We start from the raw sequence: 15,514 nt of genomic DNA on the forward strand, positions 1-15,514 counted from the left end.
AGAAGATCTCCAGCCCGATGACCCATTGCAGCGCATTGACGTAGCTCTGCTCGCGGTAGCGGAAGGGCACCACGCCGCAGCCGGCTTCGCACTCGATGTCGGCGCCGATCCACTTGCGCGGGTGCGCAAAGCCCGACTGCGCGTGCTGGCGCATGGTGTCGCCCGAGGCGGTGACCGTCTGGCCGAACATGATCTGCCCGACGTCGATGCTGACGTTGGCATTGGCATTCACGGCCTCGATCAGCGGCTGCGCGGCCGACGAGAACTTCTTCGGCCCCTCGGTGCCGTAGGCATGGAACTGGATGTGCGTCAGGTGCGCGGGCAGGCCTTCCAGCGCATCGATGGTGGCCAGCGTGGACGCGATGTTGCCGGCCACGCCCAGGTTGCTGCCGTGGATGTGCAGCGGGTGCGGCACGCCCAGCTCGTGCAGCGCGCGGGCCAGCGTGTGCACCACCTGGCGCGGCGTCACCTGCCAGTGCACATGGGCTTCGTCCACGTCCAGCTTGCGCTGGTTGAACTTGAAGGCCGAGATACCGCCGGGGTTCACCACCTTGATGCCCATGGCCTTGGCGGCGTTGATCGTCCAGCCCGCGTAGTCGCGGATGCGCTGGAAGTCTTCGCCGCGCGCCAGCATCTCCAAAAAGAGCTCGTCGTTGCCGAGCATCACGTAGGCGCCATGGTCCAGGATGGGCGTGTCGCCCATCTCCATGTGGCTGTGGCGCGCGTTGCAGGCCATCATCGCCGGCTCGAAGGCGGCGGTGTAGCCCATCTCCACGTAGCGGTAGCCGGTGGCCAGCGTGCCCGGCGTGCAGCTGCCGCAGCTGGCCAACTCCAGCAGGTTGTCGGGCAGCGCGATGGGTGAGCCGTCGGCCCGGCGGTGGTCTTCGGGCAGCAGCAGCCGCGCCAGGTTGACCTTGCCGCCGCCGATGTGGGTGTGCAGGTCGATGCCGCCGGCCATCACCACGCAGCCGCTGGCGTCTATCGGCTGCGCCGCCGGGTCGGGGCCGACGATGCGGCCATCGCGCAGATACAGGTCGCGCACCTCGTCCACGCCGTTCGTGGGGTCGATCACGCGGCCGCCGCGCAGCACGGTGGTGGCGGTCATCGCGCAGCTTCCGGGGTGGCGGCCGACAAGGCCTGGTGGATGTCGCGCAGCACGGCGGCCACGGTGGGCAAGGTGTCTTCGTACAACGGCTGCAGCGGCAGCAGCACCGAGCCATCGGTGCGGAACAGGTGGCCGCGGCTGCCCACACCGGGCGTGGACACGGGGATGAACACGTCGTCGCCTTCGGCCGCCTGGTCGGGGTGGCCGAGCACGATGCGCGGCAGGCCTTGCGCCGCGCGTGGCACCGGCAGCGGGCCGAAGGACGAGATCCACAGCAGCGCATCCACCGCGCCACCGGCCAGCAGGCGGTCGGTGGCAAAGCGCAGCGGCTCATGCTCCAGCCCGCCGGGGGCGGCGCGGCTGCGCAGCGGCAGGCCCGACAGCCAGGTGAACACCTGGTTCACCGTGTAGGCGCCATCGCCGCCGCCCAGGCCCAGGGCCGCGGCGCGCGTGCGCTGGTTCAGCGTGGCCACCACGCGCTGCAGCGCCTCGATCAGCAGCCCGCCGTGCGGCGGCAGGCGGCCGGTTTCGTACACCAGCACCGCGTAATGGGCGGCCTGCAGTTGCTCGGCCAGCGCCAGCAGCGCCTGGGGCGCGCGCGCCTTGACCGCACTGCGGCCGGCCACCAGCGCGGCCAGCAGGGCCAGGGTGTCGAACAGGTCCGCCGCACCGGCCAGCTCGGCCAGGCGCAGCACGGTGGGCGTGCGGTGGGCGCAGCGGTCCAGCAGGTCGCGCACGTAGTCCGACGGTGCATCGTCGGCATCGGGCGTGACGATGAGCAGCAGGTCGGCGCGCTCGCTCACCTCGGCCAGCGTGGTGGTGAAGCCGCCCTTGTCCTGCTGCACCCGCAGGCTTTCAAACAACGGCGTGCCGGCCGCCACGTCGCAGATGGCGCCGGTGGCGCAGGCCAGCGGGTACAGCGCGCGGGCGCCGGCCACGTCGGTGGCCAGGCCGCCGAACAAGGGCTGGCGGCTGGCCTGCAGCAGGCGGGCCGCTTCAGCCACTGCGGCGGTCAGCGGCGCGGGCTGGCCGGCCACGCTGGGCTGCGCGGCGGAAGGCTGGTCGGTGAACCGGGCCAGGCCGCTGGCGGCGCGGCGGCAGGCCAGACCCTGCGGACCCGGCTGCGCGCCGCCCGTGCTGCACAACAGCGGGCAGAACGGGCAGGTCCACGCGTTGCTCCAGGTCGAGGTCATCAGCCGCAGCAACGCAAGCGATGTGCCACCGCGCCAGCCCGTGCCGGCAGGGCCGGTCGGCCTCGTTTGCCGCCAGATGTGCCACAGAGTGTGCCGCTTTTGGCCTGGCGCCGCGGCGTGCAGGCGCCGCGGAACGGTGGCATGAAACGTGATGCGACGGCGCACCGAAGGCAGGAGGTGGCAGTGAGGCGCAGGGGTAACAGCGGCAAGATCGGCAGCGCATGCGGGAAAGCACGGGGGCGCCTGCGCTGCTCAAGCGCCGTGCAGCGTCAGGCCGCTGGCGCCACCGGCGGCAACTGCCGGTCGTGCAGGGCGCTGGCCACCAGCCAGGCCTGGGCGCCGGCTTCATGCGCATGCAGCAGGTCTTGCGGATGGCGCACCCCGCCCGCCCCGATGAGCTGGGTGCCCGGCGCTGCCCGCAGGCGCACGGCCTGCAGGGTTTCCAGGTCGGGGCCGGCATTGGAGCCGACGCGCTCCAGCGTCATCACGATGATGCGCTGCGGCCACAGCGCGCTGGCCTGCCAGCAGCCGGCCGGGTCCATCGGCTGGCCGTCGCGCCGGTCCAGCGACAGCACGGCGCGGGCGCCCAGCGGGTCTTGCCGGTTGAAGGCCTGGGCCAGCGCCTCGCGCGAGGCCAGTGATTCACTGCCATACACCGGCACCACATGGGCGGCGGCAAAGCTGCCCAGCCGCGCGACCAGCGCCTGCGCCGCGGCGGCATCGGCAAAGCCGGCGTCCAGCCACAGCTCCAGCCCGGGCAAGGCTTCGATCAGGCTGTTGAGCACCGCGTACTGCGCACGCCCGCCGGTCAGCGCATCGAGGTCGGCCACGTACAACCGGCGGGTGGCGCAATGCGCGCAGAGAATGCGCGCCACGGTGACGGGGTCGCTGCTGCCGCACAGCGCGGAGACGATGGGGCGGTATGCCTGGCGGTCGCCCCGCACACCACGAACCACCTGCCCACCGAGCAGGTCCATCACGGGAATGAGCGAGGTCTCGGCCGACATGCAGGTGCAGCAATGAAGCGGGTGTTCGTGTTCGAGTATCTCACCGGGGGGGGTGAAGTCGGCAGCGAGGCAGAGCGCGACGAACTCATGCCCATGGGCCGGCTGATGCGCGATGCACTGGTGGCCGACCTGCTGACGCTGCCCGGCGTGCAGGTGTCGGCCGCCGTGTGCCGCCATGCGCCCGAGCTGCCGGCCGGCGCCCGCAGCCTGGCCGCGCGCACCGGCGAAGCGGCGGTCGACTTCATGGCGCGCGAAGCCGCGGCGCACGACCTGGCCTGCGTGGTGGCGCCCGAAACCGGCGGCCTGCTGCTCAAGTACAGCCGCTGCGTGAGCCCGGCGCGCTGGATGGGCTGCAGCCCGCAGGCCATTGCGGTGGCCAGCTCCAAGCAGGCCACCCTGCAGCGGCTGCAGGCGGCCGGCGTGCCGACGCCGCACGACGTGGACGATGCACGGCGCTGGGTGGTCAAGCCCGACGACGGCGCTGGCGCCATCGACACCCGCGTGCACACGCGCCACGACGCGGCTCTGCAGGACCTGCGGGCCCGCAGCGCGCGCGGCCAGCCGGCCACGCTGGAGCCCTGGGTGGAAGGCGATGCGCTGAGCCTCTCGCTGCTGTGCCGCGGCCAGGGCGAGGTGGAGGTGCTCAGCGTCAACAGCCAGCAGGTGGTGGTGGACGATGCGGGCCAGGTGCGCTTTCGCGGCGTGCAGGTCAATGCGCTGCCGGCGGCCGAGGCGCTGGGCACGGTGGCCGCAGGCGTGGCGCGCGCGCTGCCAGGGCTCAAGGGCTTCGTCGGCATCGACCTGGTGTGGCATGCGCAGCTGGGGCCGGTGGTGATCGAGGTGAACCCGCGCATCACCTGCGCTTACGCCGGCCTGTCGGCCGCGCTGGAAAGGCCGCTGGCGGCCGAGCTGTTGTCGCTGTTCGCGCGGGAGCCGGCCCATGCCTGAGCGCCAGGGCGTCATCGTCGGCTGGGACATCGGCGGCGCCCATGCCAAGGCCTGCCTGATGGTGCCGGGCCGCATCGTGGACGTGGCGCAGTGGGCCTGCCCCTTGTGGCAAGGCCTGGACCACCTGGAGCGCGCGCTGGCCGATGCGCAGGCCCGCTGGCCGCAGATGGCCGGCGCCCACCATGCGCTGACCATGACCGGCGAGATGGTGGACCTGTTCGCCCACCGCGAAGAAGGCGTGCAGCGCATCGCCGCGCTGGTGGCGCAGCGGCTGGGTGCGGTGCAGTGTTATGCCGGCGACGACGGCTGGGTGGACGTGGTGGACGCGGGCCGGCAGTGGGCGCAGATCGCCTCGGCCAACTGGCTGGCCACCGCCCGCCATGCCGCCCGGCCTCTGGGCAACAGCGCAGCCGAAGGCGTGCTGGTGGACATCGGCAGCACCACCTGCGACCTGATCGCCTTTCGCGGTGGCCGGGTGCTGACCAGCGCCCGCAGCGACGTCGACCGCCTGGCCACCGGCGAGCTGGTGTACCACGGCGTGGTGCGCACGCCGCTGTGCGCGCTGGGCCCGCGCATCGGCTTCGGCGGCCGCATGCTCAACGTGATGAACGAGTTGTTCGCCACCACCGCCGACGTCTACCGGCTGACCGGCGAGCTGAACCCGGCGCACGACCTGTACCCGCCGGCCGATGGCGGTGCCAAGGACCTGGAAGCCACGCGCCGCCGCCTGGCCCGCATGATCGGCCTGGATGCGCGCGACGCCACCCCGGCCGACTGGCTGCAGATGGCCCATGCCTGGCGCGCCGCCCAGGTGGCCGAGCTGGGCAGCCAGCTGCGCCGCGTGGCCCTGCTGCACGGCCTGGGCGACGAGGCCCTGGTGGTCAGCGCCGGCTGCGGCGACTTTCTGGTGGCCGACGTGATGGCCGCCGCCAGCCTGCCCGAGGCGCCCCTGCAGCGCTGCGTGCGCTATGCCAGCCATGTGGCCGGCGCGGCGCCGGAGGTGGCGGGCTGGGCCCAGGTGTGCGCCCCCTGCGTGGCGGTGGCGGCGCTGTACCAGGAACATCGCGAGGAGCGGCGCTAGATGTGGGTCGTCAAGATCGGCGGCAGCGTGTGCACCGACCCGTTGTTGCCCCATTGGCTGGAGCTGCTGGCCGACCTGGGCGGCGGCCGGGTGACAGTGGTGCCCGGCGGTGGCCGCTTTGCGAACGAGGTGCGGCATGCCCAGCGCGAGTGGGCCTTCGACGACCTGGCCGCCCACAATATGGCGGTGCTGGCGATGGCGCAGACGGCCTACCAGCTGCACGCCATCAACCCCGCGCTGCATCTGGCCCAGCGCAAGAGCGACATCCAGCGTGTGCTGCACACCGGCCGCACCGCGCTGTGGCTGCCGCTGGACTTGCAACGCGATGTGGCCGACGACCGCAGCAACTGGGACGCCAGCTCCGACACCATCGCCTTCGACCTGGCGCGCAACCTCAATGCCGAACGGCTGGTGCTGATCAAGTCCTGCGTGATCGACCACCGCCTGTCGCTGGCCGACCTGAGCGCCCGCGGCGTGATCGACGGCCCGCTGGCCGACAGGGCCTGCGGCGCGCCCTTCCCGATCGAGCTGCTGCACAAGGCCGAGCTGGCCGAGATGCGGGCGATGCTGCTGGGGGACGTGCGCTACCTGGGGGTGTAGGTCGGGGCGCCTTCAAGCGCCTTCAGGCGCCTTGGAGCACCTGCGCATCCCAGGCATCGGCCGCGCTGGCAAAGCGCTCGGCCAGAAAATCGATCAGCAGCTTGAGCGCCACCGGCGGATGCTGCCGCGACAGGTACACCGCATGGATGCCGAAATGCTCGGGCTCGTGGTCGTCCAGCACGCGCACCAGGGCGCCGGCGCGCAGCGCCTCGGCCACGAAGTAGGTCGGCAGCATCGCGATGCCCGCGCCGGCAATGGCCGCTTCGCGCAGCAGCGCGGTTTCGTTGCACGACAGCGGGCCGGTCACCTCCACCCGCACCGGCTGGCCGTTCCGGGTCAGGCGGTATTCGGCGCGGCTGCCAAAGGCGTGGGTGATGCAGTCGTGCAGGCGCAGGTCGGCGGGCGTCTGCGGCCACCCCCGCCGGGCCAGGTAGGCCGGTGATGCACACAGCACCGACCGGCAGCTGGCCAGCCGCCGCGCGACCAGGCCTTCGTCCAGCCGGTTGGTGATGCGGATGGCGATGTCGATGCGCTCGGCCACCAGGTCCACCGCCCGGTCCTGCGCCAGCAGCTCGACCTGGATGCGGGGATGGTGCTGCTGGAACTCCACCACCGCCCGGGTCAGCTGCTCGATCGCAAAAGACGTGCTGGTGGTCACCCGCAGCTTGCCGGTGGGCTCGGCGCTGCGGCTGCCCGACAGGGCCTGGACGTCGGTGGCCAGCGCCTGCATCTGGCGCAGCAGCGGCAGCAGTTCCTGGCCGGCTTCGCTCAGGCTCAGCTGCCGTGTCGTGCGGTGCAGCAGCCGGGCACCCAGCCAGCGCTCCAGCGCTTCCACGTGGCGGCTGACCATCGCGCGCGACAGGTCCAGCGTGTCGGCCGCGCGGGTCAGGCTGCCTTCGTCCACAACCTGCAAAAAGCTGCGGATGGCGCCGAGGTGGTCCATGGTGGGCGATCGATCTGGTTGACAATCTTTCTACTTTAAGAGCGTTTATCTATCAAAACCATCCAAATACAGTGGCGCCATCGTCATCCCACCTGGATACCGGAGCCCCTTGATGAACGCCTTTCGTACCCTGTCCCTGGCCCTGCTGCCCGCCGCCTTGAGCCTGGGCGTGATCGCCCCCGACGCCGCCGCCCAGAGCGCCGCGCCGCTGACCGTGCAGGTCTACAACGCCGACGCCAACAGCTTCCACGTCAATGCCGTGCTGGTGGCGGGCAAAACCGATGCCGTGCTGCTGGACGCCGGCTTCACCCGTGCCGATGCGCTGCGCATCGCGGCCATGGTGCTGGACAGCAAGAAGGTGCTCAAGACCATCTACATCAGCCAGGCCGACCCGGACTACTACTTCGGCATCCAGGTGCTCAAGCAGGTGTTCCCCGAGGCCCAGGTGGTGACCACCGCACCCACGCTCAAGAAGATCCAGGCTACCCTGCCCACCAAGCTGCAGGTCTGGGGCCCGCGCATGGGCGCCAATGCGCCGGTGCAGGTGCCGCTGCCCGAGGTACTGGCCGGCAACACCCTGACGCTGGAAGGCCAGACGCTGGAAATCCGCGGTCTGGACGACAGCCAGCCACACCGCAGCTACGTGTGGATTCCGTCGATCAAGACCATCGCCGGCGGCGTGAACGTCTACGCCGGCCTGCACCTGTGGACGGCCGACGCGCAGACGCCGCAAGAGCGCGCCGACTGGGCGAAGAAGCTGGGCCAGATGGCCGCGCTGAACCCGCTGACGGTGATCCCCGGCCACAGCCAGCCCGGCCAGGCGCAGGACGCCACCCAGCTGGCCTGGAGCCAGGCCTACCTGGCCCGCTACGAGCAGGAGCTGCCCAAGGCCGCCAACAGCGCCGAGCTGATCGCCGCGATGAAGCAGGCCTACCCCAACGCCGGCCTGGGCGTGGCGCTGGACATCGGCGCCAAGGTGAACAAGGGCGAGATGAAGTGGTGAGCACGCTGCACTACTTCTACGACCCGCTGTGCGGCTGGTGCTACGGCGCCGCGCCGCTGGTGCAGGCCGCGGCTGAGCAGGTGCGTATGCAGGCGCACGGCGGCGGCCTGATGGCGGGCGCCGCGCGCAAGGCGGTCACCGCAGAGCTGCGGGCGTTCGTGGTGGGCCACGACCAGAAAATCGCCCGCCTGAGCGGCCAGCCCTTCGGGCCTGGCTATACCGACGGGCTGCTGAAGGACCATGGGGCGGTGCTCGATTCGTCGCCGCCGATCACCGCCATCCTGGCGACCGAGGCCGTCGGTGGCAGCGGCCTGCAGATGCTCGAGCGGCTGCAGCAAGCGCACTACGTGCAAGGCCGGCGGATCGCGGACGAAGCGGTGCTCCGGTCCGTGGCGGCCGAGCTGGGGCTGGACGCGGCGGCTTTTGGCCAGGCCTTCGACCGGCTGCGCGGCCCGGCCACCGAGGCCCACATCCAGCACAGCCGCGCCCTGATGGCACAGCTGGGTGCGCGCGGCTTTCCCAGCTTTGCGCTGGAACGCGAGGGGCAGTTCACGCTGCTCGACGCCGCGCCCTACCTGGGCCAGCCGGCGCGTTGGAGCGCCTGGCTCAGCGGGATGATCAAGGGCGCCTGACCCAGCAGCCCGGGGCGGACGGCATACCGAAAAGGTATGCCACCGCACCCCATCGATATTGGACGCGCCTGCCGTGCGGCGCCACAGTGCGGGCAACACGGAGACACCCGCATGACCCTTCGACGACGCAGCCTGCTGGGCTCGGCCGCGGCCCTGACCCTGCTGGGCACCACCGGCCATGCCGACGCGCAGGCCCCCTGGCCCGCGAACCCGGTCAAGTGGATCGTGCCCTTTCCGCCGGCCGGGGCGATGGACGTCATCGCCCGCACCCTGGCCGAGCACATGGGCCGCCAGCTGGGGCAGACCTTCGTCATCGAGAACCGGCCCGGCGCCGGCGGCAACATCGGCGCCGACGCGGTCGCCCGGTCACCGGCCGACGGCACCACGATGATGATCGTGGCCAACGGCCAGGCGGTGAACCGCTACCTGTACCACCGCCTGTCGTACGACCCGGTCAAGGACTTCGCCCCGGTGTCGCTGGTGGCGGTGGTGCCCAACGTGCTGGTGGTCAGCGCGACCAACCCCGCGCGCAGCGTGGCCGACGTGATCCGGCGCGCCCAGGCCAACCCCGGCAAGCTCACCTATGCCTCGGCCGGCAACGGCACTTCCATCCACCTGGCCGGCGAGCTGTTCGCGTCGATGGCCAGGCTGGACCTGCTGCATGTGCCCTACAAGGGCAGCGGGCCGGCAGTGACCGACCTGATCGGCGGCCAGGTCGACATGATGTTCGACAGCATCACCTCGGCGCGGCCGCACATCGAATCGGGCCGGCTGCGCGCGCTGGGCGTGACCACGGCCCGGCGCTCGCCCGCGTTGCCGGACATCCCCACCATCGCCGAAGCCGGGCTGCCGGGCTACGAGCTGTCGCCGTGGTTCGCCGTGTTCGTGCCGGCCGGCACGCCGCAGCCGGTGATCGAGAAGATGAATGCCGCTCTGCTGGCGGCGATGCAGCAGCCCGAGGTGAAAGCCCGCTTCGCCGCCATCGGCGCGGAGCCCATCGGCAGCACGCCGCAGCAACTGGCCGCGCACCTGAAGGCCGAGATGGACAAGTGGAGCGCGGTGATCGCCCAGCGAGGCATCCGCGCCGATTGACGCGGCAAGTCGGGGGCGTATCAGACCCTCCCGAGGGCCTGCTGCAGCTGAGCGTGCAGAACGTGCAGGCTTGGCGTCGACAACTGCCTCGATAACAAATTTGTTATCATCACCTCGTGGCCTACACCATCGAGTACTACAGCGAGACCGTGGCTGAGGAAATCCTCGCGCTTCCAGACACACTCGCTGCCAGGTACGTGGTCCTCACAAGGCGGATCATGGCGGTCGGACCGAACCTGGGTCCGCCACACACTGACGCGTTCGGCGAAGGTCTGTTTGAGCTACGGCTCAAGGGCCAGGAGGGCATTGCCAGGGTCTTCTTCTGTGCGTTGGTCGGGCGACGGGTGATGATGTTGCACTCCTTCATCAAGAAGACCCAAAAAACGCCCCAACGCGAGATCGAGGTTGCGCGCAAGCGGATGAAAGAGGTGAAGCATGCGAACCCATGACGAAGTCGTTGCCCAGCTCATGCGGCGCCCGGGCGTTCGCCAGGAAGTCGAACGTATCGAGCGAGAAGAAGGCGCGCTGCTGGACCTCTTGCTCAAGGCGCGCGAGGAGGCGGGGCTGTCTCAAGCCCAGGTGGCCGAGCGCATGGGCACACACGCCCCGGCCGTAGCACGCCTGGAAAGAGCGCTGGCCACGGGCAAGCACTCGCCTTCTCTCGCCACACTGAGAAAGTACGCGCAGGCCTGCGGCAAGACGCTGTCTCTTTACCTCACCTAGCCCGCTGCCAAGCCCTCAACCCCCGGTCGTATCCGGGTCCCGCCACACCCGCTCGAACGGCAGGCGCCAGGCGTTGGGGGCGATCAGCTGGTGGATGGGCTTGGGGCCCCAGGAGCCTTGCTCGTACAGCCGCACCGGGGGCGGTTGCTCCAGCAGGCCGGTGGACACCTGCCACAGCCGCTCGATGCCTTCGGCCGTGGTGAACAGCGTGCGGTCGCCGCGCATGGCGTCGAGGATCAGCCGCTCGTAGGCTTCCAGCACCTCGCCGATCATGCCGGTGTCGCGCATCGCGAACTGCAGGCTCAGCTTGTCCAGCCGCATGCCCGGGCCGGGCCGCTTGCCGTAGAACGAGAGCGACATCTTCGACGCATCGGCCAGATCGAAGGTGAGGTGGTCGGGGCCCTGCGAGCCCACGCCCGAGTTGGGCGGGAACATGCTCTTGGGCGGCTCGCGGAACGCGATGGAGATGATGCGCTGGCCCTGCGCCATGCGCTTGCCGGTGCGCAGGTAGAAGGGCACGCCGGCCCAGCGCCAGTTGTCGATGTGGCACTTGAGGGCGATGAAGGTCTCGGTGTCGCTCTCGGGGTCGACGCCCTCTTCCTTGCGGTAGCCGCTGTACTGGCCGCGCACCACGTCCTTGGGCTGGATGGGCAGCATGCTGCGGAAGACCTTGTTCTTCTCTTCGCTGATGGGCACCGGCTCCAGCGAGGTGGGCGGCTCCATCGCCATGAAGGCCAGGATCTGGAACAGATGGGTGACCACCATGTCGCGGTAGGCGCCGGTCTGCTCGTAGAAGCCCGCCCGCTTGCCCAGGCCCAGCGTCTCGGGCACGTCGATCTGTACGTGGTCGATGAAGTTGCGGTTCCAGATCGGCTCGAACAGGCCGTTGGCAAAGCGGAAGGCCAGGATGTTCTGCGCCGGCTCCTTGCCCAGAAAGTGGTCGATGCGGAAGATCTGCTCCTCCGCAAACACCTCGTGCAGATGACCGTTCAGTGACACCGCGCTCTGCAGGTCGGTGCCGAAGGGCTTTTCCATCACGATGCGGGCGTTTTCCACCAGGCCCGCTTCGCCCAGCATGCGCACCACCGGCAGCGCCGCGCTGGGCGGCACGCTCAGGTAGTGCAGCCGGCGGCATTCGCGGCCCAGCGAGGCTTCGGCCCGCAGCACCGCGTCGCGCAGCACCGGCGCGCCGGCGGACAGCGGCACATAGTCCAGCGTGGCCGCAAAGGCGTCCCAGTCGGCCGGGGTCACCGGCCGGGCGGAGAACTCGTTGAGCGCACCGCGCGCGATGTCGCGGAAACCATCGGCGTCAATGTCGTCCAGCGACACACCGATGATGCGGCAGCCCGGGATGAAGCCGGCGCTGACGAGGTGGAACAGGCCGGGCAGCAGCTTGCGGCGCGCCAGGTCGCCGGTGGCGCCGACCAGCACCACCACCTGCGGGTACTGCGGTCCTACGCCGTGTGGAATCTTGGCCAAGAGGGCTCTCCTCCCTGTGGAATCTTGAATGGGGCTTGTGCAACGGACAGCGGGTCGGGGCAAGCGATTTCGGTGCCAGTGGCGACCGGCGGTGGGCACCGGCACGGCCGCTTGACCCCGCCACTCGCCAGCCTAACGCCTGCCCGCTAAGCTGCGCCGGCCATGCGGCCAACCCGGGCGCCCCGCCCGATCCGCCAGGAGGACCCCCGCCATGTCCCGCAAGACCCCCATCGAACGCTACCGCAACATCGGCATCAGCGCCCACATCGACGCCGGCAAGACCACCACCACCGAACGCATCCTGTTCTACACGGGTGTGAACCACAAGATCGGCGAGGTGCACGACGGCGCCGCGACGATGGACTGGATGGAGCAGGAGCAGGAACGCGGCATCACCATCACCTCGGCCGCCACCACGGCCTTCTGGAAGGGCATGGCCGGCAACTACCCCGAGCACCGCATCAACATCATCGACACCCCGGGCCACGTGGACTTCACCATCGAGGTGGAACGCTCCATGCGCGTGCTGGACGGCGCGGTGATGGTGTACGACTCGGTGGGCGGCGTGCAGCCGCAGAGCGAGACCGTCTGGCGCCAGGCCAACAAGTACAAGGTGCCGCGCATGGCCTTCGTCAACAAGATGGACCGCGTGGGCGCCGACTTCTTCCGCGTGCAGCGGCAGATCGGCGAGCGCCTGAAGGGCGTGGCCGTGCCGGTGCAGATCCCGGTGGGTGCCGAAGACCACTTCCAGGGCGTGATCGACCTGGTGAAGATGAAGGCCATCGTCTGGGACGACAGCAGCCAGGGCGTGCGCTTCGAGTACCAGGACATCCCCGACAACCTCAAGGCCACCGCGCAGGAGTGGCACGACAAGATGGTCGAGTCGGCCGCCGAGGCCAGCGAAGAACTGCTGGACAAGTACCTGGGCGGCGAAGCGCTGACCGAAGACGAGATCAAGGCCGCCATCCGCCAGCGCACCATCGCCGGCGAGATCGTGCCCATGCTGTGCGGCAGCGCCTTCAAGAACAAGGGCGTGCAGGCGATGCTGGACGCGGTGATCGACTACCTGCCTTCGCCGGTGGACGTGCCCGCCATCCTGGGCCACAACGAAGACGACGACAGCCCCGCCGAACGCCACCCGACCGACGATGAGCCCTTCTCGGCGCTGGCCTTCAAGATCATGACCGACCCCTACGTGGGCCAGCTGATCTTCTTCCGCGTGTATTCGGGCGTGGTGAAGGCGGGCGACTCGGTCTACAACCCGGTCAAGGGCAAGAAGGAGCGGCTGGGCCGCATCCTGCAGATGCATGCCAACGAGCGGCAGGAGATCAAGGAAGTGCGGGCCGGCGACATTGCCGCCGCGGTGGGCCTGAAGGACGCGACCACCGGCGACACGCTGTGCGACCCCGACAAGACCATCATCCTCGAACGCATGGTGTTCCCGGAGCCGGTGATCTCGCAGGCGGTGGAGCCCAAGACCAAGGCCGACCAGGAAAAGATGGGCGTCGCGCTGAACCGCCTGGCGCAGGAAGACCCGAGCTTTCGCGTGCGCACCGACGAAGAAAGCGGCCAGACCATCATCGCCGGCATGGGCGAGCTGCACCTGGAAATCCTGGTCGACCGCATGAAACGCGAGTTCGGCGTGGAAGCCAACGTGGGCAAGCCGCAGGTGGCCTACCGCGAGACGGTGCGTCAGACCGCGGCCGACGTGGAAGGCAAGTTCGTCAAGCAGTCGGGCGGCCGCGGCCAGTACGGCCATGCGGTGGTCACGCTGGAGCCGCAGCCGCCGGGCAAGGGCTATGAATTCGTCGACGCCATCAAGGGTGGCGTGATCCCGCGCGAGTACATCCCGGCGGTGGACAAGGGCATCCAGGAAACGCTGAAGTCGGGCGTGCTGGCGGGCTTTCCGGTGGTGGACGTGAAGGTGACGCTCACCTTCGGCTCATACCACGACGTGGACTCCAACGAAAACGCCTTCCGCATGGCCGGCTCCATGGCCTTCAAGGAAGCGATGCGCCGCGCCAAGCCGGTGCTGCTGGAGCCGATGATGGCGGTGGAAGTGGAAACGCCCGAAGACTTCATGGGCAACGTGATGGGCGACCTCTCGTCGCGCCGCGGCATGGTGCAAGGCATGGACGACATGCCCGGCGGCGGCGGCAAGCTGGTCAAGGCCGAGGTGCCGCTGTCGGAGATGTTCGGCTACTCCACCACGCTGCGCTCGCTCAGCCAGGGCCGCGCCACCTACACGATGGAGTTCAAGCACTACGCCGAGGCCCCGCGCAACGTGGTCGAAGCGGTGATCGCCGCCAAGTAGGGGTATTGCGGGCAGGGCGCATACTCGGCGCCCTTTCCTTGATCGAAGCCGCATCGCTGCCCGCTTCGCGCCCCAGCGATGCCCGGCTACCTGACCCAGCAAGCGTGCATCGCCGTGGCGGGCGTGGACGACCTGCAGATCCGCTCCTTGCTGGACCGCCAGCAGTTCAGCGACCCGCATGGCGAAGCCGCCGACCTGGGCATCTCCTCGGCCACCTGGCCGCTGTTCGGGCTGCTGTGGCCTTCGGGTGCCGAGCTGGCCGCGCGGCTGGCGCTGCGCCCGGTGCGCGCGGCCGAACGCATCCTGGAGATGGGCTGCGGTTTGGGCCTGGCCAGCCTGGTGGCCCACCGCCGCGGCGCCGACGTGACCGCCAGCGACTGCCACCCGCTCACCGCCGCCTTTTTGCAGGCCAACCTTCGGCTCAACGGCCTGGCGCCGATGAAGTACCGCTACGGCCACTGGCGGCTGCCGCTGCCGCCGCTGCCGCGCCCGGGCGAGGTGGCGCAGCTGGCGGTGGACGGCCCCTACGACCTGCTGGTGGGCAGCGACCTGCTGTATGACCGCGATGCCGCCCACGACCTGGCCGGCTTCATCGAGCTGCATGCCGGCGCCAGCGCCGAGGTGTGGATCGTCGACCCCGACCGCGGCAACCGCGGCGCCTTCAACCGCCACATGGCGGGCCAGGGCTTCGTGCTCACCGAGCAGCGGCTGGACCGCGCCGACACCCCGCTGGCCGCTGGCTACAAGGGCCGGCTGCTGAGTTACGCCCGGCGACAGCCGGCCGCGCCCCTCGCCTAACATCCTGCGCCGCCCCGGCCCCGGGGCGATCACACAGGAGTTTGAAAGATGCTTGTGCGCAAGACCGCAAGGCCTGCTTGCGCGGGAATAAGCGGCTGGGCGGTGATGGCCGCCTGCCTGTTGTCGTTGTTGATGGCGCTGCTGGCCGCCGCGCCCGCGGCTCGCGCCGCCGATGAGGTCGACATCGCGCTGGACACCGCGCGCCAGCAGGTCGAGCGCATTGAAAAGCGGCTGGCCGGCGACGCGCCAGTGCCTGGCAGCGAGCTGGCCGAATCGCGCCGGGTGCTGCTGCAGCTGCAGGAAGACGCCGACCGCATCGCCGGGGAACAAGGGCCCGAGCTGGACAGCGCCAAGGCCCGCCTGGCCGAACTGGGCCCGGCGCCCGAAGGCGGCGCCGAAGCGCCCGACGTGGCCGAGCAGCGCCGCGGCCTGCAGAAAACGGTGGAGACGCTGGACGCACGCATCAAGCTCGCACGGCTGCTGGTGGTGCAAAGCCAGCAACTGGCCGACCAGGCCGCCGGCGAGCGACGCGACCGCTTCCGCGCGGCGCTGTTCGAGCGCACCGACTCCATCCTCTCGCCCTCGTTCTGGGCCGA

General features: G+C 70.1%; 16 protein-coding genes. 11 read left to right on the forward strand and 5 right to left on the reverse strand.

The window, feature by feature from the left end:
• The 3 genes from ABNT58_RS20740 to ABNT58_RS20750 all read right to left on the reverse strand — a co-directional run.
• Positions 1-1,105, reverse strand: a 1,105-nt coding sequence (locus ABNT58_RS20740) for a formylmethanofuran dehydrogenase subunit A (protein ID WP_348755313.1), incomplete at its 3' end; no start/stop codon positions are given.
• A complete protein-coding gene (locus ABNT58_RS20745; RefSeq protein WP_348755314.1) occupies positions 1,102-2,298 on the reverse strand; it encodes a formylmethanofuran dehydrogenase in 1,197 nt (398 codons plus the stop codon). The genes ABNT58_RS20740 and ABNT58_RS20745, both read right to left, overlap by 4 nt.
• A gap of 269 nt (positions 2,299-2,567) precedes the next feature.
• The gene (locus ABNT58_RS20750) at positions 2,568-3,305 is read right to left on the reverse strand and encodes a HisA/HisF-related TIM barrel protein (RefSeq protein ID WP_348755315.1); all 738 of its coding nucleotides are present in this window, start codon (positions 3,303-3,305) and stop codon (positions 2,568-2,570) included.
• A 12-nt stretch (positions 3,306-3,317) separates the two neighbouring features.
• Here ABNT58_RS20750 and ABNT58_RS20755 point away from each other — a divergent pair, with 12 nt between their 5' ends.
• From ABNT58_RS20755 to ABNT58_RS20765, 3 genes are read left to right on the forward strand one after another with little or no spacing between them, the layout of a single operon-like run.
• On the forward strand, positions 3,318-4,253 hold the full coding sequence (locus ABNT58_RS20755; protein WP_348755316.1) for an ATP-grasp domain-containing protein: 936 nt from the start codon (positions 3,318-3,320) through the stop codon (positions 4,251-4,253).
• The gene (locus ABNT58_RS20760) at positions 4,246-5,334 is read left to right on the forward strand and encodes a hydantoinase/oxoprolinase family protein (RefSeq protein ID WP_348755317.1); all 1,089 of its coding nucleotides are present in this window, start codon (positions 4,246-4,248) and stop codon (positions 5,332-5,334) included. Before ABNT58_RS20755 ends, ABNT58_RS20760 begins: the two co-directional genes overlap by 8 nt.
• Positions 5,335-5,934 (forward strand): aspartate kinase, encoded by a 600-nt coding sequence (locus ABNT58_RS20765; RefSeq protein WP_348755318.1) that lies wholly within the window; start codon positions 5,335-5,337, stop codon positions 5,932-5,934.
• Between the two features lie 22 nt (positions 5,935-5,956).
• Here the strand turns inward: ABNT58_RS20765 and ABNT58_RS20770 are convergent, their stop codons facing one another.
• Positions 5,957-6,877 (reverse strand): LysR family transcriptional regulator, encoded by a 921-nt coding sequence (locus tag ABNT58_RS20770; RefSeq protein WP_348755319.1) that lies wholly within the window; start codon positions 6,875-6,877, stop codon positions 5,957-5,959.
• A gap of 112 nt (positions 6,878-6,989) precedes the next feature.
• Between ABNT58_RS20770 and ABNT58_RS20775 the strand changes: the two genes are divergently transcribed.
• The 5 genes from ABNT58_RS20775 to ABNT58_RS20795 all read left to right on the forward strand — a co-directional run bounded on the left by ABNT58_RS20775 (position 6,990) and on the right by ABNT58_RS20795 (position 10,327).
• Complete coding sequence (locus ABNT58_RS20775) at positions 6,990-7,880, forward strand: MBL fold metallo-hydrolase (RefSeq protein ID WP_348755320.1); 891 nt, start codon at positions 6,990-6,992, stop codon at positions 7,878-7,880.
• Entirely contained in the window at positions 7,877-8,512 is a 636-nt protein-coding gene (locus ABNT58_RS20780) for a DsbA family protein (protein ID WP_348755321.1), read from the forward strand. Before ABNT58_RS20775 ends, ABNT58_RS20780 begins: the two co-directional genes overlap by 4 nt.
• A 111-nt stretch (positions 8,513-8,623) precedes the next feature.
• A complete protein-coding gene (locus ABNT58_RS20785; RefSeq protein ID WP_348755322.1) occupies positions 8,624-9,604 on the forward strand; it encodes a tripartite tricarboxylate transporter substrate binding protein in 981 nt (326 codons plus the stop codon).
• A 116-nt stretch (positions 9,605-9,720) separates the two neighbouring features.
• Positions 9,721-10,053, forward strand: a complete 333-nt coding sequence (locus tag ABNT58_RS20790; protein ID WP_348755323.1) for a type II toxin-antitoxin system RelE/ParE family toxin — start codon at positions 9,721-9,723, stop codon at positions 10,051-10,053.
• Complete coding sequence (locus tag ABNT58_RS20795; RefSeq protein ID WP_348755324.1) at positions 10,040-10,327, forward strand: helix-turn-helix domain-containing protein; 288 nt, start codon at positions 10,040-10,042, stop codon at positions 10,325-10,327. The genes ABNT58_RS20790 and ABNT58_RS20795 overlap by 14 nt, the downstream gene beginning before the upstream one ends.
• Before the next feature lie 15 nt (positions 10,328-10,342).
• Here ABNT58_RS20795 and zwf read toward each other — a convergent pair whose 3' ends face one another.
• Positions 10,343-11,806: a glucose-6-phosphate dehydrogenase gene (zwf, locus tag ABNT58_RS20800; RefSeq protein ID WP_348755325.1), complete on the reverse strand. Its 1,464-nt coding sequence runs from the start codon at positions 11,804-11,806 to the stop codon at positions 10,343-10,345.
• A gap of 211 nt (positions 11,807-12,017) precedes the next feature.
• Between zwf and fusA the strand changes: the two genes are divergently transcribed.
• The 3 genes from fusA to ABNT58_RS20815 form a co-directional block, all read left to right on the forward strand.
• On the forward strand, positions 12,018-14,120 hold the full coding sequence (gene fusA / locus ABNT58_RS20805; RefSeq protein WP_348755326.1) for an elongation factor G: 2,103 nt from the start codon (positions 12,018-12,020) through the stop codon (positions 14,118-14,120).
• A 78-nt stretch (positions 14,121-14,198) separates the two neighbouring features.
• Positions 14,199-14,918 (forward strand): SAM-dependent methyltransferase, encoded by a 720-nt coding sequence (locus ABNT58_RS20810; RefSeq protein WP_348755327.1) that lies wholly within the window; start codon positions 14,199-14,201, stop codon positions 14,916-14,918.
• Positions 14,919-14,966: 48 nt separating this feature from the next.
• The coding region (locus tag ABNT58_RS20815; RefSeq protein ID WP_348755328.1) for a DUF3772 domain-containing protein at positions 14,967-15,514 on the forward strand (548 nt) is incomplete at its 3' end.

Origin of the sequence: uncultured Aquincola sp., from assembly GCF_964001545.1 — a bacterium.
Classification (GTDB): Bacteria; Pseudomonadota; Gammaproteobacteria; order Burkholderiales; family Burkholderiaceae_C; genus Aquincola.